Here is a 25497-nt window from a genome sequence, read left to right as displayed (position 1 = left end):
ACACGGCCCCTCAGGAATGCGCTTCGGTTAGGTTGGTCAACTCAGGCCCTTTGGTCGGCGGCTCTTTGAGGACTACACGTTTGATCGGCCCAACGATGACCAGGTAGCTGAACACCGCCACCAGCGCATTGGCGCCGACGAACACCAAGGCCCATTTGAACGAACCGGTGGTGCTGATGATGTAGCCAATAACGATCGGCGTGGTAATCGACGCGAGGTTACCGAAGGTGTTGAAAAGGCCACCACTGAGGCCGGCGATTTGTTTCGGCGAGGTGTCAGACACCACCGCCCAACCCAGTGCGCCAACGCCTTTACCGAAGAAGGCCAAGGCCATGAAGCCCACCACCATCCATTCGATATCCACGTAGTTACAGGCCACGATGCTGCTGGAGATCAGCAGGCCACCAATGATCGGCGCTTTACGGGCGAAGGTCAGGGAATGGCCCTTGCGCAGCAGGTAATCGGAAATCACCCCGCCGAGCACGCCGCCGATAAACCCGCAGATCGCCGGCAACGAGGCGATGAAACCGGCCTTGAGGATGGTCATGCCACGGTCCTGCACCAGGTACACCGGGAACCAGGTGAGGAAGAAGTAAGTGATACCGTTGATGCAATACTGGCCCAGGTACACGCCGAGCATCATGCGGTTGGTCAGCAACTGGCGGATGTAATCCCACTTCGGTCCGTCGGTTTTCTTACCCTTACCTTTGTCCTGATCCATATCGACCATCGCGCCATTGGCGGCGATGTGATTGAACTCAGCTTCGTTGATCAGCGGGTGCTGGCGCGGGCTGTGGATAACTTTCAGCCAGATCAGCGAAAACACGATGCCGATCACACCCATCACGATAAACACGTGCTGCCAGCCGAAGCGATAGACGATCCAGCCCATCAGCGGTGCAAACAACACCGTGGCGAAGTATTGGGCCGAGTTGAAGATCGCCGAAGCCGTACCGCGCTCAGCCGTCGGAAACCACGCCGCCACAATACGGGCATTTCCGGGAAACGATGGCGCTTCTGCCAGGCCGACCATAAAGCGCAGCATAAACAGCGCAACCACGGCGGTGGAGACACCAAACTCACCGACATAGCCTTGCAGCACAGTGAACAGTGACCAGGTGAAGATGCTCAGGGCATAGACTTTTTTCGAGCCAAACCGGTCCAGCAGCCAGCCGCCGGGGATTTGCCCGGCCACGTAGGCCCAACCGAATGCAGAGAAGATATAACCGAGGGTGACCGCGTCGATGCCGAGGTCTTTTTGCAGGCTGGAGCCCGCGATGGCGATGGTGGTCCGGTCGGCGTAGTTGATCGTGGTCACCAGGAACAGCATGAGCAGGATCAAATAGCGGACGTGGGTCGGCTTGGTCGCTTGCATGTAGAAGTACTCCCACTAATTATTTTTTTTGCGGGTAATGGTTTTCTGTTTTCAGTGTGGGGACCGGTAGGCATCCGGCCCCACAAGGTGTTGCGCGTTACGAACCGATGTAGCTGGTCTTCACCACGGTGTAGAACTCTTGCGCATAGCGACCTTGCTCACGCGAACCATAGGATGAGCCCTTACGGCCACCGAACGGAACGTGGTAATCCACACCAGCGGTCGGCAGGTTGACCATCACCATCCCGGCCTGGGAGTGGCGCTTGAAGTGGTTGGCGTACTTGAGCGAGGTGGTGGCAATGCCCGCAGACAAACCGAACTCGGTGTCGTTGGCCATGGCCAGCGCCGCTTCGTAATCCGCCACGCGCACCACGTTGGCCACCGGCCCGAAGATCTCTTCACGGCTGATGCGCATGGCCGCTTCGCTGTCGGCAAACAGCGTTGGGGCCAGGTAGTAGCCTTCGGTGTCACAAGTCACCAGGCCGCCACCGCTGACCAACCGCGCACCTTCGCTTTGGCCAATGTCGATGTACTTGAGGTCCTGGTCCAATTGCGCCTGGGAAACCACCGGGCCAATGTCGGTGCCGCTTTTCAGCGCGTGGCCGACTTTGATCGACTTCATGCGTTCGGCCATGGCCGTGACGAACTGGTCGTGAATCCCGGCGGTGACGATCAAGCGGCTGGAAGCGGTGCAACGCTGGCCGGTGGAGTAGAACGCGCTCTGCACCGACAGCTCGACGGCCTGCTTGAGGTCGGCGTCGTCGAGGATGATCTGCGGGTTCTTGCCGCCCATTTCCAACTGCACTTTGGCCTGGCGCGACACGCAGCTGACGGCGATCTGACGACCGACACCCACAGAACCGGTGAAGCTGATGCCGTCGACTTTCGGGCTATTGACCAGCACGTCGCCGACCACGCGGCCGCTGCCCATCACCAGGTTGAACACACCCGCCGGGAAGCCAGCGCGGGAGATGATCTCTGCCAGGGCCCAGGCACAGCCCGGCACCAGCTCGGCGGGCTTGATCACCACGCAGTTGCCGTAGGCCAGGGCCGGGGCGATTTTCCAGGCGGGGATGGCGATCGGGAAGTTCCACGGCGTGATCAGGCCGACCACACCCAAAGCTTCACGGGTGACTTCGACGTTCACGCCCGGTCGAACCGACGGCACGTAGTCGCCGGACAGGCGCAGGCATTCACCCGCAAAGAACTTGAAGATGTTACCGGCGCGGGTCACTTCACCGATGGCTTCAGGCAGGGTCTTGCCCTCTTCACGGGCCAGTAGAGTGCCGAGTTCTTCGCGGCGGGCGAGGATTTCGCTGCCGACTTTATCCAAAGAATCATGGCGAGCCTGGATCCCGGAAGTGGACCAGGCCGGGAATGCCGCGCGGGCTGCATCGATGGCGGCGTTGACCTGGGCAACATCCGCCTTGGCGTATTCGCCAATGACATCGGGCAACTCTGACGGGTTGAGGTTGACGCAATAGTCGGCACCGGCCACCCATTGGCCATTGATGTAGTTGTCAAAACGTTGAGCTTGGGACACGAATCTTCTCCTGACGCAAAAGGCCGCTGATCTCTCAGCGGCCTTGTAGATGGGTTATTGCGCGCCTTGCTTGTCGATCAGCGCGGCCAGGGCTTCATATTCTTCCGGCAACAGGTCGGTCAGCGGCGTGCGCACCGGGCCTGCGTCGTAGCCGGCGATTTTTGCACCGGCCTTGACGATGCTCACGGCATACCCGGCCTTGCGGTTGCGGATGTCCAGGTAAGGCAGGAAGAAGTCGTCGATGATCTTGGAAACGGTGGCGTGATCGTCCTTGGCAATCGCGTGATAGAAGTCCATCGCGGTTTTCGGGATAAAGTTGAACACCGCCGAGGAGTACACCGGAACCCCCAGGGCCTTGTAGGCAGCGGCGTAAACCTCTGCCGTCGGCAGGCCGCCGAGGTAGCTGAAACGATCACCGAGGCGGCGACGGATCGACACCATCAACTCGATATCACCCAGGCCATCCTTGTAGCCGATCAGGTTCGGGCAGCGCTCGGCCAGGCGTTCCAGCAGCGGCGCGGTCAGGCGGCAGACGTTGCGGTTGTAGACCACCACACCGATCTTGACCGATTTGCACACGGCTTCAACGTGGGCGGCAACGCCGTCCTGACTGGCTTCGGTGAGGTAGTGCGGCAGCAGCAGCAGGCCTTTGGCGCCGAGGCGCTCGGCTTCCTGGGCGTATTCAATGGCTTGGCGGGTCGAACCGCCGACACCGGCCAGGATCGGCACGCTGGTGGCGCAGGTATCCACGGCGGTTTTCACCACTTGGGAATATTCGCTGGCGGCGAGGGAGAAAAACTCACCGGTGCCGCCGGCCGCGAACAAGGCGGTGGCGCCGTACGGGGCCAGCCACTCCAGGCGCTTGATGTAACCCGCCTGGTGGAAGTCACCCTGGGCGTTGAAATCGGTCACCGGGAAAGACAGCAGACCGTGGGAAAGGATGGACTTCAGTTCTTGTGGATTCATTATTCGAACACCCTGGGCGAAGACTTTCTATCGAAAGGTTGTTGTTGGTTTTGATGATGTCGTACGTCATCGTACAACTATAAAAAGATTCGTCAACTGCAATTCATCAGACTTCATTGTGGGCGCTGTGGATGTACGCCTGCTTGACGTAGGAATTTTTTCCTCTATGCTCGATTTAACTGTATATGCATACAGTTATTACGGAAGATTCCTACGGCATAGCAAGGAGCTAACATGTCAGGTCTTGAACTCGCGGCACCCGAAAAAAAACCACCGACTCTGCGCTTCGAAGGCGGTGAACACACTGCCATCGGCGATGAAACTCTGTTGCGCTTCGCCAAGGACGCCCCGGCGATTCCCGCACATCAGGTCGAGCTGCACCTGCCCAACGGGCTGGCGCTGACCTATGGCCAGGTGATCGCCCTGGGCGGCGACTTCTATGGCATCCCCGGCCAACCGATCAGCGATGGCGCCTCCCCTGCCGACCGCGCGCAACGCTTTACCGCCGCCTTCAACAGCCTGGCAGTACTGCCCGCCTCACGGGAAGAAGCGCACAAGATCCTCGCGGTGATGCAAAAGGAGATCACTGCGGTCAAGCAGGCGATCAAGGACGGCAAACAAGCCCATGAAGCCTACGACGCCTTGGGTGATACGTTGTCCGAGGAATGGAACCGCATCACTGGCGGCGGCAGCGCAGTCTCGGCGCTGATTCCATTGGGACGTTATCTGAAACTGGCGGCGGACAATGCCGACCATTTCGGTGAATGGGCGCTGTCAGCCTACCTGGCGGGGCACACGGCGGCACTGCAACAAGCCGTCGTGGCGCACCAGACCGGCACCGACCAGGCGCTGGAACTGGCGTATGCGATGAACAGTTTTGCTGATCACTTTTTGACCGACCTGTTCTCGGCCGGCCATCTGCGCGTACCGCGCAAACAACTCGCCGCCGTGGTGACACCCGGTGAGTTTGGCTCGCTGATCAGCCGCTTCATGCACGACGAAGACAGCAAGTTCGGGCTCAAGGTGCGTAACGCCATGGGCGATCAGTGGCACGCCTATGGGGACAAGCGCTACTTCGACGCGATTGATGCGGACAATCGGCTGCAGGTCAAACGTGCGGTGCAGGCTTCGGCGGATGAAATTTTCGAAACTTTCATCAGCGGTGTCGCGCCGTCCCCGGCCAACTTCAAGGCGCCGTTGTATGTGCCGGACCTGAATGCAGCGCAGAACCCGGCGAATAATTTTTCGCCGCTGTTCAAGACGGAGGGAGACAAGGTGCTGCGTCGCAAGGATGTGAATGACCTGAACGACAAGCACTGGACGAATGACTGGTGGGGGTGGAGTACGTATTTGTTGTTGCAGGACTACAAGCCGAATACGCCGAAGTCTTAATAGAGTCTGTTTACCCCCAGCGTGCAATTAAGAAAAAAATACGCTGGGGGCCATTCGTCGCAACTGTCAATTCTGACAGTATCGCCCCATCTGAGATCACCCTAACGTTGCCACGGACTCCCCCGCGCTCTGCCGAGTATGGTTAAACACGGTAAGCATCGGGAGAGGCAAACATTATTCTGGTAGTCAATGAGGTGCAAAAATGGCGAACAAACCGAAGCTCACTTTTAAAGTCAATGGCATCAACCAGCCCCAAGCCCAGGAGGGTTGCGTTGACATCAGCGAGGTCATCGCGGTAGGTGATTATGTTGTTCAAGACGGCAGCAAGTTCCGTGTAATCGGCAAAACGTTTGTCATGGAGGCTGATGTCGTCGTCGGCCTCGAATACGACATGGAGCCCGCCTGAAGCCATCGCGTTACTGTCGCTGCGCCTGCGCCTCTTCATGGGCATGGCGCAGCCGCTCCCGGCTATTGGTCAAATGCAACCGCATCGCCGCCCGCGCCGCGTCCGAATCCTGACGCGCAATCGCCTCATAAATCTCTTCATGCTCACGACTCAAGCGCCCCATGTAGTGCTGCTGGTCATCATGGGCCAGGCGCGCCGAATTCAGGCGAGTACGTGGAATGATGCTGGTGCCCAGGTGCGTCATGATATCGGTGAAGTAGCGGTTGCCGGTGGACAGGGCAATTTCCAGGTGGAATGCAAAGTCGGAGGCCACCGCATCGCCGGCGTGGGCCGCGCTTTCATTCAGGGCATCGAGCGCTGCACGCATGGCGGCCAGTTGTTCGTCGCTGCGGCGTAACGCGGCCAGGCCTGCGGATTCGACTTCCAGGCTGATCCGCAGCTCCAGGATCGCCAGCACATCACGCAGGGTCACCACGGTGGCCGGGTCGATGCGGAAACCGCTCGGGCTTGGCGTATCCAGCACAAAGGTGCCGATACCATGCCGGGTTTCAACCTGCCCCGCCGCCTGCAAGCGTGAAATGGCTTCACGCACCACCGTGCGACTGACCCCATGGGCTTCCATGATCGCCGACTCGGTGGGTAATTTGTCGCCCCGCTTGAGCTGGCCATCGCGGATCTGCTCGGACAACACCGTGACCAATTCCTGGGCAAGGCTGCGGCGCTTGCGGGGAAGACGAGGGGCGGTGTTGGCGTTTTCCATGATGGATCATCTTTCTCGGTGAGCTTGAGCACGCATCATAGCCCATGGTGGTTGTACGATCACCGTCCAGGCACGACTTTCATCCTTATCCTTCGCGCAAAAAAATACCCCGACACAGGTCGAGGCATTTTCTCAGCGCATCCCGAGAGGGACGCGCGTTATTTCACCACTTTCAGGCTCGGCCGGCCGCTGGGGCGCGGTGGCTCGGAATCCGGTGGCGGCAGGTCATCGCCATCTTCGTTTTCGATCGTTTCGTCATCCTCGAAAGGCGACTCCAGATCGAACACCATGCCTTGGCCGTTCTCCCTGGCATAGATGCCGAGGATGGCGCCAATCGGCACGAACAGCGTATGCGGCACGCCGCCGAAACGCCCTTCGAAGCTCACGGCTTCGTTGTCCATGTGCAGGTGGCGCACGGCACTCGGCGATACGTTCAACACAATCTGCCCATCACTGGCAAAACCATCCGGCACCTGAACCGCAGGAAATTCGGAATTGACCAGCATGTGCGGGGTGCAATCGTTGTCCACAATCCACTCATAGAGCGCGCGGACCAAGTAGGGTCGACTGGAGTTCATCAGCGGCTCCTTAAGCCTTAGCGCATATCGCGTTCGACACCAGACAGACTCGCCTGGAAAGCCTCACGCGCAAACTGGCGCTCCATGTAATCAAGCAGCGGCTTGGCAGGCCGCGGCAGTTCAATACCGAGAATCGGCAAACGCCAGAGTATCGGTAATAGGCAGCAATCCACCAAGCTTTGTTCCTCACTGAGGAAAAAAGGCTTATCGGCGAACAACGGCGAAACGCCGGTCAGGCTCTCGCGCAATTCCTTACGCGCCTGTACCCGAACGGCTTCTTTTGTACGCGAATCCAGAATCACATCCACCAGCCCGCACCAGTCACGCTGGATCCGATGGATCAGCAGGCGGCTGTTGGCACGAGCCACCGGGTACACCGGCAGCAAAGGCGGATGCGGGTAACGCTCATCCAGGTATTCCATCACCACGGTCGACTCCCACAACGCCAGGTCACGATCGACCAGGGTGGGCAAGCTGCCGTAAGGGTTCACTTCGATCAGTTTCGGTGGGTGACGACCCGCCTCCACACTGATGATCTCGGCGCTGACACCCTTCTCTGCGAGCACGATGCGCACTCGGTGGGAATAGTGGTCGGCGGGGTCGGAGTAACAGGCCAACCGATTGGTCACGCCCATGGCGGTCCTCCTCGCTTGTTGAAATTATCGAAAGCTCAAAAACGAGCGCGCCCAGAGAGCATCCCTGTAACAACCGGTTAAACCAGGTCGCTACGTATTCAGAGATGCCGCTGGGCGCGCAAGATTAACAGCAATTGCTTACGGTTGGATCAATGCACATCCTTCCAGTATTCGCGTTTGAGCAGGTAGGCGAATACGAAGAAGAACGCCAGGTACAGCAGCACATAGGTACCAATGCGCTGATGCTCCAGTTTGACCGGGTTGGCCGAGTAGGCCAGGAAGGTCACGAGGTTCTTGACCTTCTCGTCGAACTGCTCGTCTGTCAACGAACCTGGGGTTTCTATCTTCAGTTGATCGCACGCTTCATGAGTCAAAGGCGTGCCGGTCAACGGATCGTATTGCTTCTTGCCGTCTTCAACGACCTGGATCTGCTTGCATCCTACCACTTGCTTGCCTTGCAGGCCGACCAGAACGTTAGGCATGCCGACGTTCGGGAACACACGGTTGTTCACGCCATACGGGCGTGCCGGGTCTTCGTAGAAGGATTTCAGGTAACCATAGAGCCAGTCGGTGCCGCGTACACGGGCGACCAAGGTCAAGTCAGGCGGTGCGGCGCCGAACCAGGTCTTGGCGTCTGCAGGCTTCATGCCGATGGTCATGTGGTCGCCGATCTTGGCGCCGGTGAACACCAGTTTTTCCAGCATCATTTCATGGGGGATACCGAGGTCATCGGCCACCCGCTCGTAACGCTGGAACTTGGCGCTGTGGCAGCCCATGCAGTAGTTGGCGAAGGTGCGTGCGCCGTCCTGCATGGCAGCCTTGTCCGACACGTCGATATCGACTTTTTCCAGTTCCGGTCCGCCGTGCTCGGCAGCGAAGGACAGTAGCGGCAAGGCCGCAAGCATCAATGCAACGAATAACTTTTTCATCAGCCAGTCACCCTTTCCGGAACCGGTTTGGTCTTCTCGAGCCGGGTGTAGAACGGCATCAGAATGAAGTAGGCGAAGTACAGGAAGGTGCAGACCTGCGACAGCAACGTACGCTCAGGAGTCGGCGCCAATACGCCCAGCACACCCAGGATCACGAAGGAGATGCAGAACACCCACAGCCAGATCTTGCTCAGCCAGCCCTTGTAGCGCATGGACTTGACCGGGCTTCGGTCGAGCCAAGGCAACACGAACAGCACTGCAATGGCCGCCCCCATGGCGATCACACCCATGAGCTTGTCCGGGATCGCCCGCAAGATTGCGTAGAACGGCGTGAAGTACCAGACCGGGGCAATGTGCTCAGGGGTCTTGAAGGCGTTGGCCTGTTCGAAGTTGGGTTTCTCCAGGAAATAACCGCCCATCTCCGGGAAAAAGAACACGATCGAGCAGAACACGAACAGGAACACCACCACGCCGACAATGTCTTTCACGGTGTAGTAAGGGTGGAACGGAATGCCATCCAGCGGGATGCCGTTTTCGTCTTTGTGCTTCTTGATGTCCACGCCATCCGGGTTGTTGGAACCCACTTCGTGCAGCGCCAGGATGTGCAGCACCACAAGGCCCAGGATCACGATCGGCAAGGCCACCACGTGCAGGGCGAAGAAGCGGTTCAGGGTGATGCCCGAGATCAGGTAGTCACCCCGGATCCACTGGGTCAGGTCGTTGCCGATCACCGGAATGGCACCGAACAGCGAGATGATCACCTGGGCGCCCCAGTACGACATCTGGCCCCACGGCAGCAGGTAACCCATGAAGGCTTCGGCCATCAGCGCCAGGTAGATCAGCATGCCAAACACCCACACCAGCTCGCGGGGCTTCTGGTACGAGCCGTAGAGCAGGCCACGGAACATGTGCAGGTAGACGACGATAAAGAACGCTGACGCGCCGGTGGAGTGCAGCAGACGCAGGATCGAGCCGTACTCGACGTCACGCATGATGTACTCGACGGAGGCGAATGCCTCTTCCGCCGACGGGGTGTAGCTCATGGTCAGCCACACACCGGTGACGATCTGGTTGACCAGCACCAGCAATGCCAGGGAGCCAAAGAAGTAGAAGAAGTTGAAGTTTTTTGGCGCGTAATATTTGCTGAGATGGTCTTCCCACATTTTAGTGGCGGGGAAGCGTGCATCCACCCAATCCATGAACTTGCTCATCACGCGTTCTCCTTATCGAGGCCAATGACAATGAGGTCGTCAGTTTCGTAGGTGTGCGGAGGAACCGGCAGGTTCAAAGGAGCAGGCTGGGACTTGTAGACGCGGCCAGCAAGATCGTAGTGGGAGCCGTGGCAGGGGCAGAAATAACCGCCGACCCAATCCTTGCCCAGATCGACTGGAGCCACTTCCGGGCGGAAGGTAGGCGAGCAACCCAAGTGGGTACACAGACCGACCAGCAGCAGGATCTCTGGCTTGATCGAACGCACTTCGTTCTTGGCGTAGGCGGGTTGGTCGGACTTCTCGGATTTAGGGTCAGACAGCTGGCCTTCGATCTTTTTGAGATTCCCCAGGATTTCCTCGGTACGACGAACAATGAAGACCGGCTGGCCGCGCCATTCAGCAATCATCTGCTGCCCTGGCTCGATCTTGCTGATATTCACCTTCACCGGTGCACCTGCGGCTTTCGCCTTGGCACTGGGAAACCATGACCCCACGAACGGGACCGCAGCCCCCACCGCTCCTGCAGCACCCACCACGGATGTGGCTGCTACCAAGAAGCGACGCCGGCCTGCATTCACGCCGTCATTGCTCATTCAGTCCTCTCCCATCAGCTTTTTGGCCTGTTAAATCAGGCGTCTACTAAGTGTTGAATCTTTACTTATAAAAATTTTGCCGAATGGTAATGAAAAGCCCCACGTCTGACAAGGGAATTGCCGGGAGCTCAGCCTCCAGGCCTTGTAGTATAGGGGGTCTACGGATGTGGCAAGTTGTCACGGCGATTTTTATGCATAAATCGCAGGCAATAAAAAACGCCCAGCTCCGTGAGGAGGCTGGGCGTTTTTGTGGAACGTAAAGCGAATTAACGCTTCGAGTACTGCGGACGCTTACGCGCTTTACGCAGACCGACTTTCTTACGTTCAACTTCACGAGCATCGCGAGTCACGAAGCCAGCTTTGCGCAGAGCGCCACGCAGGGTTTCGTCGTACTGCATCAGAGCGCGAGTGATACCGTGGCGGATTGCGCCAGCTTGACCACTTACACCGCCACCGATAACGGTGACGTAGATGTCGAACTTTTCAACGGTCTCGGTCAGTTCCAGCGGCTGACGAACTACCATGCGGGCAGTTTCGCGGCCGAAGAAGTTGTCCAGGGAGCGGTTGTTGATCGAGATGTTACCAGTACCCGGACGCAGGAAAACGCGAGCGGTTGCGGTTTTGCGACGGCCAGTGCCGTAATTTTGAGTCGCCGACATAATGAACTATTCCGTTAAAACTTCAGTTCTTGGGGCTGCTGAGCAGCATGAGGGTGTACAGCGCCCGCATAGACTTTCAGCTTGCGAAACATATCGCGACCCAGTGGGCCCTTAGGCAGCATGCCTTTGACCGCGATTTCGATCGGGGCTTCAGGCTTCTTGGCAATCAGGCCTTCGAAGTTGGAAGACTTGATACCGCCTGGGAAACCGGAGTGACGGTAGTACATTTTGTCGCTTGCTTTGTTGCCGGTTACACGAACCTGCTCAGCGTTGATGATGACAATGTAGTCACCAGTGTCAACGTGAGGGGTGTACTCAGGCTTGTGCTTGCCACGCAGACGGCTGGCGACTTCAGTGGCCAGACGACCCAGGGTCTGACCAGCGGCGTCGACGACAAACCAGTCGCGCTGAACTGTTTCCGGTTTTGCAGTAAAAGTTGTCATTCTTTAATAGCCTCAGGGGCCGCCCTGTAAATTAGACGGCGGATCTTACTGAATAGTGCGTACTTTGACAAGTCAAAGGCAGCCGGATACAGACGCTATCGGGGGCTCGGGTCGGCGCGTCCGTTCAACGGCAAGATTCTTCGGCAGGCGGCGCATCACTTCCACTGCAGAAAGAGGTGGGCAATTATGCAGATTGCGAAAAAAAATTCAACCTGCTTTTATGATTGTTTTCCCTGAAGGAGTACCCGATGGATTATCGACAGCTGGGCCGTACGGATCTGAACGTGAGCGCGATAGCCTTGGGCACCATGACCTGGGGCGAGCAGAACAGCGAGGCAGAGGCCTTCGCGCAGATCGAGCGGGCCAAGGGCGCGGGGATCAACTTCCTCGACACGGCCGAAATGTACCCGGTGCCGCCCAAGGCCGACACCTATGCCACCACCGAACGCTACATCGGTAATTACTTCAAAAGCCGTGGCGACCGTGCCGACTGGATCCTGGCCAGCAAGATCGCCGGCCCCGGCAACACCATCGACTACATCCGCGATGGCCACCTGCGCCACAACCGCAAGCACATCGTCGACGCCCTGGATGCCAGCCTCAAACGCCTGCAGACCGACTGGATCGACCTCTACCAGTTGCACTGGCCGGAACGCAGCACCAACTTCTTCGGCCAACTGAGCTACAAGCACAAGGACGAAGACAACCTCACCCCACTGGAAGAAACCCTCGAAGCGCTGGACGAGCAAGTGAAAGCCGGCAAGATCCGCCACATCGGCCTGTCCAACGAAACCCCTTGGGGCACCATGAAATTCCTGGCCCTGGCCGAAGCCCGCGGCTGGACCCGCGCGGTGTCGATCCAGAACCCCTACAACCTGCTCAACCGCAGCTTTGAGGTGGGCCTGGCGGAAGTTGCGATTCGTGAACAGTGCGGCCTGCTGGCCTACTCGCCGCTGGCGTTTGGCATGCTCAGTGGCAAGTACGAGAACGGCGCACGCCCAGCCAAGGCGCGCCTGACCGAGTACAGCCGCTTCAGCCGCTACTTCAACCCGCAGTCGGAAGCGGCGTGCAGCCGTTATGTGGCATTGGCGCGGGAGCATGGGCTGGACCCGGCGCAGATGGCATTGGCGTTTGTGACGCAGCAGCCGTTTGTGACCAGCAATATCATTGGTGCCACGTCGCTGGAGCAACTGGATAGCAACATTGCCAGTGCCGACCTGACGTTATCGAAGGAAGTGCTGGAAGGCATCGAGGCGATTCAGAAGGATCATCCGAATCCAGCGCCTTGATTGACCTGTAGGCCTCATCGGGGGGCAGGCCCCCGATGAGACCCTCAGCAGCACACCATCACAGCGCCCGCGCAATAATCTCCTTCATGATCTCATTGGTCCCCGCATAAATGCGCTGCACCCGCGCATCCGCCCACGCCCGTGCAATCGGGTATTCCCACATAAAGCCGTAACCGCCATGCAACTGCACGCACTCATCGAGCACCTTGCATTGCAGGTCCGTGGCCCAGTACTTGGCCATCGCCGCCGTGGGCACATCCAGCTTGCCTTCCAGGTGCAACGCCATGCAGTGGTCGACAAATACCCGACCGATCTGAATCTCGGTGGCCATCTCCGCCAGCTTGAACCGGGTGTTCTGGAAGTCCGCAATCGCCTTGCCGAACGCCTTGCGTTCACGGGTGTATTCCAGGGTCCATTCCAGCGCCGCCTCGGCGGATGACAGCGCGCCAATGGCTACCGTCAGTCGCTCCTGAGGCAACTCCTGCATCAGATAGGCGAAGCCCATGCCGGCCTGGCCCAGCAGGTTTTCCTTGGGCACCCGCACATCCTGGAAGAACAGCTCCGACGTATCCTGGGCCTTCATACCGACCTTCTCCAGGCGCTTGCCCTTGTCAAAGCCCGGCGTGTCGGCCTCCACCAGAAACAGGCTGGTGCCCTTGGCGCCGGCCTTGGGATCGGTCTTGGCGACGACAATCACCAACTCGGCCAGATAACCGTTGGTGATAAAAGTCTTGGAGCCGTTGATCACATACTCATCACCGTTCAGCACGGCGCTGGTCTTGACCCCTTGCAGGTCGGAACCGGCGCCCGGTTCGGTCATCGCAATGGCCGTGACCATCTCCCCAGAGATCAACTTGGGCAGGTACTTATGCTTCAGCGCCTCACTGCCGTAATGCAGGATATACGGCGCAACAATATCCGAGTGCAGGGAAAAACCGATGCCGGTCAGGCCCAGCCGGCTGATCTCTTCGATCACCACCGCGCTGTACAAAAAGTCCGCGCCCAGCCCGCCATATTCTTCCGGCAGATGGGAACACAGCATCCCCGCCTCCCCCGCCTTGCTCCACAAGCCACGATCGATATAGCCCTGTTTTTCCCATTGCCCATGAAACGGCGCGGCGTCTTTTTCGAGGAAGGTGCGCACGCTCTCGCGAAAGAGTTCGTGCTCCGGGCTGAACAAGGTTCTGGGAATCATGGGTCACCTGCGTGGATTGTCGGACAAGGACGAGCCCACAGAGACTATGCCGCGAAGGCAGCACGGGACACTGGACACATGCGACAAAAAATAAGACGATCCAGCCGTCTGGTGACCACTTTCCCCTATAAGAATAAATGAAATTATGTCTAACCAAATCTCCACGCCGTTGCGGCGCGTCAGCATTTTGGCCATTGATCGGGTATTCGCTTCAACCCTCATGCAAGCCAAGGATTTCTTCCACCTCGCCAGCCTGCGTTACGGCAAACAGCAAGGCCTGGGCCTGACGCCCGCCTTCGAATCGCGCCTGGTCAGCCCCGATGGGCAATCAGTACGCAGCTTCAGTGATGTGATCATGCCGGTGGACGGCGGCCTGGAAGACGCCGACATCATCGTGCTACCGGCCTTCTGGGATGACTTCGACGCCCTGTGCACCCGCTACCCGCAAGTGCTGCCCTGGTTGCGTGAGCAACATGCACGCGGCGCCGTATTGTGCGGCGAAGCCACCGGGGTGTTCTGGCTGGCCGAAGCCGGCTTGCTCGATGGCAAGGAAGCGACCACCTACTGGCGTTTCTTCAATGCGTTCAGCGAACGCTTTCCCAAGGTTCAGCTCAACCAGGACAAACACCTTACCGACGCCGACAACCTGTATTGCGCCGGCGGCACCACCTCGGCGTGCGACCTCTATATCTACCTGATCGAACGCTTCTGCGGCGCCAACATCGCCCAGGCTGTGGCCCGCGACATCCTCTACGAGGTGCAGCGCAGCTATTCACCGGGTCGCATCGGGTTTGGCGGACAGAAGCTGCACCAGGATGTGATCATCCTGCAGATCCAGCATTGGCTCGAAGAGCACTTCGCCGACAAATTCCGCTTCGAAGACGTGGCCCGGGAACACGGCATGAGCATCCGCAACTTCATGCGCCGCTTCCAGACCGCTACCGGTGACAAACCGCTGCATTACTTGCAACGGCTGCGTATCGAGACGGCCAAGGGACTGCTCTCGGGCAGCCGCAAGAGCATCAAGACCATCAGTTATGAGGTGGGGTATGACGATGCGAGTTTCTTTGCCAGGCTGTTCAGGCAGCACACGGAGCTGTCGCCGAACCAGTATCGGCAGCAGTTTCAGCAGGCTGCCTGACCCGAGGCAAACACAAATCTAATGTGGGAGCTGGCTTGCCTGCTCCCACATTTTGATCTCCACTTTTCCGGAGATTTGCTTACGGTTTGTGCCCGCGTGACAGGAACTCATGCGACTGCATTTCCAGCAAGCGGCTCAGCGTGCGCTGGAATTCGAAGTTCAAGCGCCCGCCGGTGTACAGGTCCTTCAGCTCAACCTCAGCCGAGATGATCAGCTTCACGTTACGGTCGTAGAACTCGTCGACCATGTTGATGAAACGTCGCGCGATGTCGTCGGTGGTGACGCTCATCTGCTCGACGCCGCTGAGGATCACGGCGTGGAAGATCTTGCCTAGTTCGATGTAGTCGTTCTGGCTACGCGGGCCGTCGCACAGCTGGCGGAACTCGAACCAGGCCACGTCATCGCAGGTACGCAGCGCGATGATTTCGCGGTTCTCGATCATCAGCTTGTCGTTTTCCACCGCCTGGGTGCATTCCGGCGTGAGGGCGCGGAAGCTCTTTTTCAGGCTTTCGTGGGCCGCTTCGTTCAGCGGGAAGTGGAACAGCTCCGCTTGCTCCAGGTGACGCAGACGGTAGTCGACTCCGCTGTCGACGTTGACGATTTCGGTGTTCTGCTTGATCAGCGCAATGGCCGGGAGGAAGCGCGCACGTTGCAGGCCGTCCTTGTACAAGCCGTCGGGCACGATGTTCGAGGTGGCCACCAGAGTCACGCCGTTCTTGAACAGTTCTTCCATCAGGGTGCCGAGGATCATGGCGTCGGTGATGTCGGAGACAAAGAACTCATCGAAGCAGATCACCCGCGCTTCTTCGGAGAAACGCTTGGCGATGATGGTCAGCGGGTTTTTCTCGCCCGGCAGGGTCTTCATCTCTTCGTGCACGCGCTTCATGAAGCGGTGGAAGTGCGTCCGCACCTTTTCCTTGAACGGCAGCGCTTCGAAGAAGGTGTCGACCAGGTAAGTCTTGCCCCGCCCCACGCCGCCCCAGAAGTACAGGCCTTTGACCGGCGTGTGGTCTTTCTTGCCAAACAGCTTGCTGAACATTCCCGGCTTGTTCTGCGAGGCCGCGATCAGGTCGTCGTACAGGCGCTGCAAATGACGCACCGCATTTTCCTGGGCCGCGTCATGGAAGAATTCAGGGCGTTTCAGATCAGCTTGATATCGTTCTAGGGGCGTCATAATTTCGTTAGCAAGGCAACAAAAACGGGCCGTCACTGTAACGACGGCCCCGGATAATGGCAATCAACCCTTGGTCGGGTTAATCCTCGATGGGGGTCAACGCAACGCGCAAGGCTTCGATGGCCGCGTCGCGCGACGCTTCGTCGGCGAACTCGGCACTGTCGGCCACCACGGCACCGTCCAGCCATACGCTGAAGCTCAGAGCTTCGGTGCGTACGTCCAGCGCGTCGCCGCTTTGCAGCTGCTTGGTCACCGCGCCCGCCGCTTTACCGTCGGCAAAATTGCGCGACAACAGCAGTTGCTCGCCATCGGCGGCGAGCAGGCGGAAGCGGAAGCTGCCGTCGTCCTCGCGGAAGCTCACGAAGCGCGCGGCTTTGGCGGCTTTCTTCTTGGCGGCGACCGGCGCCGCAGCCTGGTTGCCGAACGAACGCAGGCCCACGGCTTCACGCAGCTCAGCCAGGAACGGTGCAGCCACGGCGCGGGCTTTCTTGGCGCCGATCAGCAGCAAGTCTTCCATGTCCGAAGGGCGCGACATCAACTGGTGATAGCGTTCGCGGGCTTCACCCAGTTGGCCATCCAGCAGTTGGAACAGACGGTTCTTCGCCTCGCCCCAGCCCAGCCCTTGCAACAGGTCGGCGCGGAACTCTTCCTCCTGGGCCTTGCTGGCAAATGCCTGGTACAGGGTAAACAGGTGCGAGTTGTCCGGGTCCTTGGCTTCGCCCGGCGCGCGGGAGTCGGTGACGATCCGCGAGATCGCGTCCTTCATGTCCTTGGCGCTGGTGAACAATGGGATGGTGTTGTCGTAGCTTTTCGACATCTTGCGGCCATCCAGGCCCGGCAAGGTGGCGACGCTTTCTTCGATCAGCGCCTCGGGCATGGTGAAGAATTCTTTACCGTTGCCGAACAGGTGGTTGAAGCGCTGGCCGATATCACGGGCCATTTCCACGTGCTGGATCTGGTCGCGACCGACCGGCACCTTGTGCGCATTGAACATCAGGATGTCCGCCGCCATCAGCACCGGGTAGCTGTACAGGCCCATGCTGATGCCCGCGTCCGGGTCTTCGCCGGCTTCCACGTTCTTGTCCACCGAGGCCTTGTACGCATGGGCGCGGTTGAGCAGGCCCTTGGCGGCCACGCAGGTGAGCAGCCAGGTCAGTTCGGGGATTTCCGGGATGTCGGACTGGCGGTAGAAGGTCACCCGGTTCACATCCAGGCCACCGGCCAGCCAGGTCGCGGCGATTTCCATGCGCGAGCGCTGGATGCGCTGCGGGTCATCGCACTTGATCAGGGCGTGGTAGTCGGCCAGGAAGTAGAAGGAGTCGGCATTGGCGTCCTGGCTGGCGAGGATCGCCGGGCGGATCGCACCGGCGTAGTTGCCCAGGTGCGGCGTGCCGGTGGTGGTGATGCCGGTGAGGATACGGGTACGAGTCGTCATGGGTAATCGCTTATCAGACTGCTATCAATTCGAAAGTCGCGGCAGCACCAGATCCTTCAGATCGGTGAGCTTGCCGTGAAAAAAGTGTCCGCATTCTGCCACTTTCAGCAGCTCATGGGGGCGATTCAGGGCGGCAGACCAGTCGTAGACGGTCTGTGGGTCGACCACTTCGTCGGTTTCCGGCTGGATCAGGGTCAATGGGCAACCCAGTGGCAGCGCATCGGTATCGCGCAGACGCATCACCGCTGCGGCAACCATGAACAAATGTGACAGTTTTTCACCCTTGGCTTCCAGGCGACCGCCGAGGCTGGCAGCCACATAGCCACCGAACGAAAAGCCAAGCAAGGTGATCGGCAGGTCCGGGTGTTTTTCCCGCAGCCAGGTGGCGGCCGCTTCGGCGTCATCCACTTCACCGGTGCTCATGTCGTGGATGCCGGCACTGGCGCCGACGCCACGGTAATTGAAACGCAAGGTAATCAAACCGGCATCGCGGGCGGTGCGTTGCAGGGTCGATACGACTTTATTGAGCATGGTCCCACCCTGCACCGGGTTGGGGTGGCAGATCAGCGCCAGGCCACGTGGCTCGGGGTGATCCAGGTACAGGGCTTCCAATTGGCCTACCGGGCCATCGATCAAAACGGGGGTTTCACGCATGAGCAAGAGATGAACTCCGTGACCTCTCAATGGGTCGACTCGTCTAGCTAAAAGTCTGTGCTTGGCATCATTGCGAGCTTAATCGCGGTATACAGCGCAGGTTTGAGCCGTTAACGTAAAGCAAAGCCGTTTATAGAGGAAGGACTCGTGGAACACTCGCTCTTAGTTTGGTTGTTGCCGACTCTTGCCCTGGTTGCCGGTGTCGCCATTGGTTTCCTGGTTGCTCGCTTGCTGCCGAATGCCGCGCCTAACCGCACGCAGCGTCAGTTGGATGACATTCAGGAACGTTTTGACAGTTATCAGAACGAGGTTGTTACCCACTTCAACAGCACCGCGACCCTGGTCAAGAAGCTCACCCAGAGCTACCAGGAAGTACAGGATCATCTCGCCGATGGCGCAAACCGCCTGGCCCTCGACGACATCACCCGCCAGCGCCTGCTGGCCGCGTTGCATTCCGATGCACCGCAAACCCCACGGGAGCGCCTGACCCCACCACGGGAAAACCAGGAGCCACCACGGGACTACGCGCCAAAAACGCCGAACGCCCCAGGCATGCTGGATGAGCATTACGGTTTGAAGAAGTAACTTAATCTTCAAGCACTAAAAAGCCCGGTTGATCGATGATCAGCCGGGCTTTTTGTTGGCTGGCGTTTACACCGGCTGTTCCTGCAACATCCCACCCTCGATGCGCACATGCCGACCATGGAAGCGCTTGAGGCTGCTGCGATGGCCGACGCTGACGATGCTCAGCCCCGGCAGCTCATCGATCAGCGCCTGATACAGCGTGGCCTCGTCCTCTTCATCCATGGCCGACGTGGCTTCGTCCATGTACAGCCATTGCGGCGCGAACAACAAGGCACGGGCAAAAGCCAGGCGCTGCTGCTCGCCCGGCGAGAGCATGCGTTGCCAGTGATTGGCCTCCTCCAGCCGGCCAATCAGATGCGGCAGACGGCAGGTTTCCAGGACCTGTGCATAACGTTCGGCCGGGTAGACGCTGTCGTCCTGTGGATAACTCAACACCGCCTTCAGCGTGCCAATCGGCAGGTAGGGTTTTTGCGGCAGGAACAAATAACGTTCGGCCGGCAGGCGAATAGTGCCGTGGCCGTTGGGCCACAGGTTGCCCATGGCGCGTAGCAAGGTCGACTTGCCGCTGCCGGAACGACCACTGAGCATCAGCCGCTCGCCTTCAGCCACCGTCAGGTCGGCGCCTTGCAGCAAATGCCGGCCGTCCGCCAGGTCCAGGCTCAGATCCTTGACCTGCAAGTCGCCACCCTGGTGTTGCAAGCCAATGCCCATCGTGCGGCTTTCGTTTTCCTGCATGGCCTGGCCGAAACTCAACAGACGATCGCAGGTCGCGCGCCAACTGGCCAACAGCGTGTAGGCGTCGACAAACCAACTCAGGCTGCCTTGCACACTGCCGAACGCCTGGGCCACCTGCATCAGCACGCCCAGTTCGATCTTGCCGGAAAAGTAACGCGGCGCCGCGACCACAAAGGGAAAGATGATCGCGATCTGGGAGTAACCGCTGGTAAAGAAATTCAGGCGTTTCTTGAGCTGCATGATGTTCCAGAAGTTGCTCCACACCCGTCCGAAGCGTGCGCTCAATTGCTGGTGTTCGTTAGGCTCGCCATTGAACAGCGCGATGCTTTCCGCGTTCTCCCGCACCCGCACCAGACTGAAACGCAAGTCAGCTTCAAAGCGTTGTTGGCGGTTGCTCAAGCCAATCAACTTGCGACCGATCAAGTGGGTCAACCAACTGCCGATCACCGCGTAGATCAATGCCGCCCAGAACATGTAGCCGGGAATGGTAATGCCCCAGATTTCGATGCTCCCGGACACGCCCCACAGGATCACCGAGAACGACACCAGGCTCACCAAATTGGCGATAAAGCCCAGCCCCAGCGTGAGGGTGCTGCTGGTAAACGCGTTGAGGTCTTCGGAGATACGCTGGTCGGGGTTGTCGGTGTAGCCGCCGTATTCCAGGTGGTAGTAATTCTTGTGGCCCAGCCACTGGGCGAAATAGGTTTCCGTCAGCCAGCGGCGCCAGCGGATGGTGAGCATCTGTTGCAGGTAGGACGTGAACACGCCGGTCACGATCGACACCACCGCAATCACGCTGAAGTACATCAGCAGATGGGTAAAGGCGTCGTAGTCCTTGTTTTCCAGCGCGTTGTAGAAATCGCGGTTCCAGCTGTTGAACCACACCGACACGGCGACGCTGAACAGCGACAACCCCAGCACCACCAACAGCAGCAGCCAGGCCTTGGCCTTTTCTTCGCTGCGCCAGTAAGGCGTGATCAACCCCCACACCCGCCGTAAAAATTGCCCACGCACCGCGTCGTTGACCGCGGAGTACTCAGCGTTCTGATTCATCGTTCAGGCTCGGTAGGGAAAAGATGACAGGCGTTCGAACCGATCATAGTTGATCGGTTCGGGGCTCCGTGCGGCCTGAAGCAGATTGTTCAGCTGTTGTTCAGATCAGGCTCAGCGGCGTACCGGGCGCTTCTGCAGCTTGCGCTGCAAGGTACGGCGGTGCATGCCCAGGGCACGGGCAGTGGCAGAGATATTGCCTTCGTGCTCGGTCAGCACGCGCTGGATGTGTTCCCACTGCAGGCGGTCTACCGACATCGGGTTTTCCGGCACCAGGGTATCCAGGTCGGCGTGCTCGGAGAGCAAGGCGGCCAGCACGTCGTCGGCGTCCGCCGGTTTGCACAGGTAGTTGCAGGCACCGCGCTTGATCGCCTCGACGGCCGTGGCAATGCTGGAGTATCCGGTGAGGATCACCACGCGCATTTCCGGGTCGAGTTCCAGCAGCTTGGGCAGCAGCACCAGGCCGGAGTCGCCGTCCATTTTCAGGTCCAGCGCGGCGTAGTCCGGCAGGTCGGCCTGGGCGATGGTCAGGCCTTCCTCGGCCGAGCCTGCGGTGCTGACGCGGAAACCGCGACGGCTCATGGCGCGTGCCATCACGCGGGTAAAGGTGGCGTCGTCATCTACCAGCAACAGGTGCGGCAGTTCTTCGCCTTCGACTTGGATCTCGTCACTCATCGATATCTCCTCGTGCGACACGGGGCAGGCGCAGCTCGGTGAGCGTGCCACCTTCCTCATGACTATAGAGCTTCACTGAGCCGCCCGCGCGGGTCACGCTGGCCTTGCTCAAAAACAGGCCAAGGCCGAAACCTTTGCCCTTGGTGGTAAAGAAGGGTTTGCCGATCTGCTCGGCAATGGCCAGCGGCACGCCCGCGCCGTGGTCACGAATGCTGATGGTCACGTCTTCGGCGTCCCAATCCAACTGTACGCCCAACCCCTCGGGACAAGCGTCGGCGGCGTTGTTCAGCAGGTTGAGCAGCGCCTGGGTCAGGTCCGGTGGCGGCGCCATGCGCGGCACGCTGCCCTGGCCCAGCAGATGGAAACGGTAACTGGCTTCGGGGCGCATCAGGTGCCAGCGGTTCAGGGCTTCGTCGAGCCACTGGGTCACGTCCTGCATTTCCACCGCCAGGCGACGATTGGCTTCGGCGGCGCGCACCAGTTGCTGCAGGGTCTGCTTGCACTGCTTGACCTGTTCGCGCAGTACGCCGAGGTCTTCTTGCAGCGCCGGGTCGTGATGGTCCTGGGTCATTTCGTTGAGCAGCACGCTCATGGTGGCCAGGGGTGTGCCCAGCTCATGGGCGGCGCCGGCAGCCTGGGTGGCGACGGCCAAGAGTTGCTGGTCGCGCAGGCCCTCTTCACGGCGAATGGCGCGCAGTTCTTCCTGGCGACGCAGTTCTTCGGCCATGCGCGCAGCGAAGAAGGTGATCACCGCAGCGGACAGCGCGAAACTCAGCCACATCCCGTAGATCTGCAGGTTTTCCCGGGCGATCGGGAAGGTTTGCAGTGGGTAGAACCGCGCCAACAGCAAGGTGTAAAGCGTCAGGGCAATACCCGACAGCACCACCGAATAGCGCCACGGCAAAGTCACGGCAGCGATGGTCAGCGGCACCAGGTAATACGAAACAAACGGATTGGTGGAACCGCCGGAGAAATACAGCAACACACTGTGGATAAACAGGTCGCAGGCCAATTGCAGGGCGTATTCCAGCTCAGTCACCGGCCACGTGGTACGCAACCGGATCGCGGTGAACACACAGAGCACGGTGGAGAAACCGAGGGTCACGCCCAGTTGCAGCCACGGCAGCGGCAGCAGGTCGAACCAATAGGCAAGCCCGACGGAGCCGGCCTGTGCGGCCAGTACCAGGGTACGGATGAACGTCAGGCGCCAGAGGTTCTGGCGGGTGGCGGAAGTCAGTTTTACGGCGGCGAGCATGTGCTCTCCCGGTGAGCGCTGCAGGCGGATCGGCAGGAGTATAAACGAAGCAGGCGGGCTGGCACGGCGTGTGTGGCTCTTTGCCGCAGGTCAGGCCAATGACCGTTCGTCGGCATCACCGCAACTTGTAGCTAATGTGTAAACCCGAAGAACCCGATGCCACCGTCTACAGTCATACCCAACACGACTATCTCAAGGAGCTTCCATGTCTCGTTTCACTCGCAGTGCAGCCGCCCTCACCCTCAGCGTCGGCACCCTGGTCAGCCTGCCAGCACTGGCCGCTGACGCACTGAACTACAACCAGATTTCCCTGCGCGCCGAGGTCAGCCAGGAGGTGGCCCGCGACAAGATGATCGTGACCCTCTACACCGAATCCCAGAACAGCGACCCCGCCAAGCTCGCCGCTGAAATCACCACCACCATGAACAAGGCCTTGGGCCAGGCGCGCGAAGTCAAAGCAGTGACCCTGCGCCAGGGCAGCCGCAACAGCTACCCGATCTACGACAGCAAGAACCAGAAGATCACTGGCTGGCGCGAGCGCGCCGAACTGCGCCTCGAAAGTGCGGACTTCCCGGCGCTGTCCAAGCTCACTGGTGAACTGCAGAGCACCCTGAAAATGGACAACATGGAGTTCTCCATCGCCGACGCCACGCGCAAGTCCAGCGAAGATGCCTTGCTCAAAGATGCAGTCGCCGCGTTTAAAGCACGCGCGCAACTGGCCACCGATGCGCTGGGTGGCAAGGGCTACAAGATCGTCAACTTGAACTTCAACACCAACGGCTACCCGATGCCGTATGCCCGTGGCGGCATGATGATGAAAGCGGCCATGGCCGATTCGGCACCCACGCCTGAAGTGGAAGCCGGCACCAGCCAGGTCAACATGAGCGCCGATGGCGTGATTGAAGTGCAGATGCCGTGACCCCTACCTGATAAACCTGAACGGCGTTACCCTCGGTAGCGCCGTTTTCGTTTGGGCAGCTTATATATGCCTGCCACTTCAGGGGTCTCCATGGAAAGAATTGCCTTAAAACCGCTCCTCCTCGCTGCCGGCCTGCTGGCGTTTATGCCACTGGCCCAGGCGGCCAGTACCCTGGTCTACTGCTCCGAAGCCAGCCCCGCCGGTTTCGACCCCAGCCAGTACACCAGCGGCACCGATTTTGATGCGTCTGCCGAAACCGTGTTCAACCGCCTGACCCAGTTCAAGCGCGGCGGCACCGAAGTCGAGCCTGGCCCTGGCGACGAGCTGGGACGTGTCCAAGGACGGCCTGACGTATACGTTCCACCTGCGCGATGGCGTCAAGTTCCACACCACCGATTTCTTCACCCCTACCCGCAACTTCAACGCGGATGATGTGCTGTTTACCTTCAACCGCCTGCTGGATGCGCAAAGCCCGTTTCGCCAGGCTTACCCTTCCGAATCGCCGTACTTCACCGACATGGGCTTGAACACCACGATCAAGAACGTCGACAAACTCGACGAGCACACCGTGCGCTTCAACCTGAACAACGTCGATGCGTCGTTCGTGCAGAACCTGGCCATGAGCTTCGCCTCGGTGCAATCCGCCGAATACGCCGCGCAACTGCTCAAGCAAGGCAAGGCCGAAGAGATCAACCAGAAACCGGTAGGCACCGGGCCGTTTATATTCAAGCGCTACCAGAAGGATTCGCAGATCCGCTACGTGGCCAACAAACAGTATTGGAAACCCGAGGATGTGAAGCTCGACAACCTGGTGTTCGCCATTACGCCAGATGCGGCGGCGCGCCTGCAAAAGCTCAAGGCCGGTGAATGCCAGGTCAGCGGATACCCGCGCCCTGCGGATATCGAGGTGATGAAACAGGACCCGAACCTGCGTGTCCTGCAACAAGCCGGTTTCAACCTGGGCTTCCTTGCCTACAACGTGACCCACCCGCCGCTGGACCAGCTCAAGGTGCGCCAGGCGCTGGACATGGCAATCGACAAGCCGGCAATCATCAAGGCCGTGTACCAGAGCGCCGGACAATTGGCGCAGAACGCACTGCCGCCTGCGCAGTGGTCTTATGACCCCGGCATCAAGGACGCGCCTCACGATCCTGCGAAGGCCAAGGCGCTACTAAAAGAAGCAGGGTTTGCACCCGGTACCACCATCAACCTGTGGGCCATGACCGTGCAACGCGCCTCCAACCCCAACGCGCGCATGTCCGCACAGATGATTCAGCAAGATTGGGAAAAAATCGGCATCAAGGCCAATATCGTCAGTTATGAATGGGGCGAATACATCAAACGCGCCAAGAATGGCGAGCATGACGCGATGATTTATGGCTGGACCGGTGACAATGGCGACCCGGATAACTGGCTGGGCGTGCTCTACAGTTGTGCTGCGGTCAAGGGCAGCAACTACGCCAAATGGTGTAACCCGGCCTATGACAAACTCGTCCAGCAAGCCAAGGTCAGCAACGACCGCGAGCAGCGCATCAAGTGGTATCAACAGGCACAAAAAATCCTTAAGGAACAAGTACCTATAACTCCTATTGCGAACTCGACGGTTTTCCAACCGCTGCGTAAGGAAGTCAAGGACTTCAAGATAAGCCCCTTCGGCTTGACGCCGTTCTACGGCGTGAGTCTAGAGAAGTAACAGCGACGCCCCAACCGAGTGCGCTAGACGCCTCGGTTGGTCATTTTTGGTGCGTCTCCTGCACCGAAAAAACCCTCGAAATAGACGCAAATATGTACAAACTTTCATAATTGCGACATTCCTGTACGTTCGTACCACTGTTTTACCTTCGTAACGGTTCAGCATCTTGCAATGGGTATGGCGCCTGCATAAGTATCCGCAGGCCGA

The 25497-nt window shown here is 59.2% G+C and carries 24 protein-coding genes and 1 pseudogene; 7 read left to right on the top strand and 18 right to left on the bottom strand.

All coding sequences use genetic code 11. The features are described from left to right. Nucleotides 1-10: 10 nt before the first annotated feature. The 3 genes from AYR47_RS11580 to kdgD all read right to left on the bottom strand — a co-directional run bounded on the left by AYR47_RS11580 (nt 11) and on the right by kdgD (nt 3884). Nucleotides 11-1375, bottom strand: coding sequence for an MFS transporter (locus AYR47_RS11580; protein WP_061435323.1), 1365 nt, complete (start codon nt 1373-1375; stop codon nt 11-13). Nucleotides 1376-1472: 97 nt separating this feature from the next. Then, on the bottom strand, nt 1473-2918 hold the full coding sequence (locus AYR47_RS11575; RefSeq protein WP_033899308.1) for an aldehyde dehydrogenase family protein: 1446 nt from the start codon (nt 2916-2918) through the stop codon (nt 1473-1475). A 54-nt stretch (nt 2919-2972) separates the two neighbouring features. Beyond that, nucleotides 2973-3884: a 5-dehydro-4-deoxyglucarate dehydratase gene (kdgD, locus tag AYR47_RS11570; RefSeq protein WP_016976228.1), complete on the bottom strand. Its 912-nt coding sequence runs from the start codon at nt 3882-3884 to the stop codon at nt 2973-2975. Nucleotides 3885-4118: 234 nt separating this feature from the next. Between kdgD and AYR47_RS11565 the strand changes: the two genes are divergently transcribed. Further along, on the top strand, nt 4119-5276 hold the full coding sequence (locus AYR47_RS11565) for a hypothetical protein (protein ID WP_061435321.1): 1158 nt from the start codon (nt 4119-4121) through the stop codon (nt 5274-5276). A gap of 202 nt (nt 5277-5478) precedes the next feature. Beyond that, nucleotides 5479-5682: a hypothetical protein gene (locus AYR47_RS11560; RefSeq protein ID WP_033899303.1), complete on the top strand. Its 204-nt coding sequence runs from the start codon at nt 5479-5481 to the stop codon at nt 5680-5682. A gap of 10 nt (nt 5683-5692) precedes the next feature. Here the strand turns inward: AYR47_RS11560 and AYR47_RS11555 are convergent, their stop codons facing one another. The 8 genes from AYR47_RS11555 to rplM all read right to left on the bottom strand — a co-directional run bounded on the left by AYR47_RS11555 (nt 5693) and on the right by rplM (nt 11490). After that, a complete protein-coding gene (locus AYR47_RS11555) occupies nt 5693-6442 on the bottom strand; it encodes a FadR/GntR family transcriptional regulator (protein ID WP_033899302.1) in 750 nt (249 codons plus the stop codon). Nucleotides 6443-6600: 158 nt separating this feature from the next. After that, nucleotides 6601-7020 (bottom strand): ClpXP protease specificity-enhancing factor, encoded by a 420-nt coding sequence (locus AYR47_RS11550; protein ID WP_033899300.1) that lies wholly within the window; start codon nt 7018-7020, stop codon nt 6601-6603. A gap of 17 nt (nt 7021-7037) precedes the next feature. Further along, nucleotides 7038-7655 carry a glutathione S-transferase N-terminal domain-containing protein gene (locus tag AYR47_RS11545; RefSeq protein ID WP_033899297.1) on the bottom strand — a complete coding sequence of 206 codons (618 nt, stop codon included), beginning with the start codon at nt 7653-7655 and terminating at the stop codon, nt 7038-7040. A gap of 149 nt (nt 7656-7804) precedes the next feature. After that, nucleotides 7805-8584: a cytochrome c1 gene (locus tag AYR47_RS11540; protein ID WP_010213166.1), complete on the bottom strand. Its 780-nt coding sequence runs from the start codon at nt 8582-8584 to the stop codon at nt 7805-7807. Further along, nucleotides 8584-9795, bottom strand: coding sequence for a cytochrome b (locus AYR47_RS11535; RefSeq protein WP_003188526.1), 1212 nt, complete (start codon nt 9793-9795; stop codon nt 8584-8586). The genes AYR47_RS11540 and AYR47_RS11535 overlap by 1 nt, the downstream gene beginning before the upstream one ends. Then, entirely contained in the window at nt 9795-10388 is a 594-nt protein-coding gene (gene petA, locus AYR47_RS11530; protein WP_016976232.1) for a ubiquinol-cytochrome c reductase iron-sulfur subunit, read from the bottom strand. Before petA ends, AYR47_RS11535 begins: the two co-directional genes overlap by 1 nt. Nucleotides 10389-10654: 266 nt before the next feature. Beyond that, nucleotides 10655-11047 (bottom strand): 30S ribosomal protein S9, encoded by a 393-nt coding sequence (gene rpsI / locus AYR47_RS11525; RefSeq protein WP_002555064.1) that lies wholly within the window; start codon nt 11045-11047, stop codon nt 10655-10657. Between the two features lie 14 nt (nt 11048-11061). Further along, nucleotides 11062-11490, bottom strand: a complete 429-nt coding sequence (gene rplM, locus AYR47_RS11520; RefSeq protein ID WP_003188508.1) for a 50S ribosomal protein L13 — start codon at nt 11488-11490, stop codon at nt 11062-11064. Between the two features lie 248 nt (nt 11491-11738). On the opposite strand from rplM, the gene AYR47_RS11515 reads away from it, so the two are divergent. After that, nucleotides 11739-12779, top strand: a complete 1041-nt coding sequence (locus tag AYR47_RS11515; protein ID WP_061435319.1) for an NADP(H)-dependent aldo-keto reductase — start codon at nt 11739-11741, stop codon at nt 12777-12779. 58 nt (nt 12780-12837) lie between these two features. On the opposite strand, the gene AYR47_RS11510 is transcribed toward AYR47_RS11515, so the two are convergent. Beyond that, nucleotides 12838-13974, bottom strand: a complete 1137-nt coding sequence (locus AYR47_RS11510; RefSeq protein WP_061435317.1) for an acyl-CoA dehydrogenase family protein — start codon at nt 13972-13974, stop codon at nt 12838-12840. Nucleotides 13975-14194: 220 nt separating this feature from the next. Between AYR47_RS11510 and AYR47_RS11505 the strand changes: the two genes are divergently transcribed. Next, nucleotides 14195-15115: a GlxA family transcriptional regulator gene (locus tag AYR47_RS11505; protein WP_174890977.1), complete on the top strand. Its 921-nt coding sequence runs from the start codon at nt 14195-14197 to the stop codon at nt 15113-15115. Between the two features lie 79 nt (nt 15116-15194). Here AYR47_RS11505 and zapE read toward each other — a convergent pair whose 3' ends face one another. The 3 genes from zapE to AYR47_RS11490 all read right to left on the bottom strand — a co-directional run bounded on the left by zapE (nt 15195) and on the right by AYR47_RS11490 (nt 18378). Further along, nucleotides 15195-16289: a cell division protein ZapE gene (gene zapE / locus AYR47_RS11500; RefSeq protein ID WP_034102154.1), complete on the bottom strand. Its 1095-nt coding sequence runs from the start codon at nt 16287-16289 to the stop codon at nt 15195-15197. Nucleotides 16290-16368: 79 nt separating this feature from the next. Next, nucleotides 16369-17724 carry a tryptophan--tRNA ligase gene (locus AYR47_RS11495; RefSeq protein WP_061435315.1) on the bottom strand — a complete coding sequence of 452 codons (1356 nt, stop codon included), beginning with the start codon at nt 17722-17724 and terminating at the stop codon, nt 16369-16371. A gap of 24 nt (nt 17725-17748) precedes the next feature. Next, nucleotides 17749-18378 (bottom strand): alpha/beta hydrolase, encoded by a 630-nt coding sequence (locus AYR47_RS11490; protein WP_061435313.1) that lies wholly within the window; start codon nt 18376-18378, stop codon nt 17749-17751. 147 nt (nt 18379-18525) lie between these two features. Here AYR47_RS11490 and AYR47_RS11485 point away from each other — a divergent pair, with 147 nt between their 5' ends. After that, nucleotides 18526-18963 carry a YhcB family protein gene (locus AYR47_RS11485; RefSeq protein WP_003171734.1) on the top strand — a complete coding sequence of 146 codons (438 nt, stop codon included), beginning with the start codon at nt 18526-18528 and terminating at the stop codon, nt 18961-18963. 66 nt (nt 18964-19029) lie between these two features. Here AYR47_RS11485 and AYR47_RS11480 read toward each other — a convergent pair whose 3' ends face one another. The 3 genes from AYR47_RS11480 to AYR47_RS11470 all read right to left on the bottom strand — a co-directional run bounded on the left by AYR47_RS11480 (nt 19030) and on the right by AYR47_RS11470 (nt 22678). Then, the gene (locus AYR47_RS11480; RefSeq protein ID WP_061435311.1) at nt 19030-20751 is read right to left on the bottom strand and encodes an ABC transporter ATP-binding protein/permease; all 1722 of its coding nucleotides are present in this window, start codon (nt 20749-20751) and stop codon (nt 19030-19032) included. 111 nt (nt 20752-20862) lie between these two features. Next, nucleotides 20863-21423 (bottom strand): response regulator transcription factor, encoded by a 561-nt coding sequence (locus AYR47_RS11475; RefSeq protein WP_003171731.1) that lies wholly within the window; start codon nt 21421-21423, stop codon nt 20863-20865. Beyond that, entirely contained in the window at nt 21416-22678 is a 1263-nt protein-coding gene (locus AYR47_RS11470; protein ID WP_016976240.1) for an ATP-binding protein, read from the bottom strand. Before AYR47_RS11470 ends, AYR47_RS11475 begins: the two co-directional genes overlap by 8 nt. Nucleotides 22679-22883: 205 nt before the next feature. On the opposite strand from AYR47_RS11470, the gene AYR47_RS11465 reads away from it, so the two are divergent. Both AYR47_RS11465 and AYR47_RS11460 read left to right on the top strand, forming a co-directional pair. Continuing rightward, a complete protein-coding gene (locus tag AYR47_RS11465; protein ID WP_033903376.1) occupies nt 22884-23597 on the top strand; it encodes an SIMPL domain-containing protein in 714 nt (237 codons plus the stop codon). A gap of 90 nt (nt 23598-23687) precedes the next feature. Then, nucleotides 23688-25290, top strand: a pseudogene (locus AYR47_RS11460) (ABC transporter substrate-binding protein). Nucleotides 25291-25497: the final 207 nt, after the last annotated feature.

It is taken from the genome of Pseudomonas azotoformans (genome assembly GCF_001579805.1).
Classification (GTDB): domain Bacteria; phylum Pseudomonadota; class Gammaproteobacteria; order Pseudomonadales; family Pseudomonadaceae; genus Aquipseudomonas; species Aquipseudomonas azotoformans_A.
The sequence above is the reverse complement of the archived record's forward strand: the minus strand, read 5'-3'. Positions and strand labels throughout refer to the sequence as shown.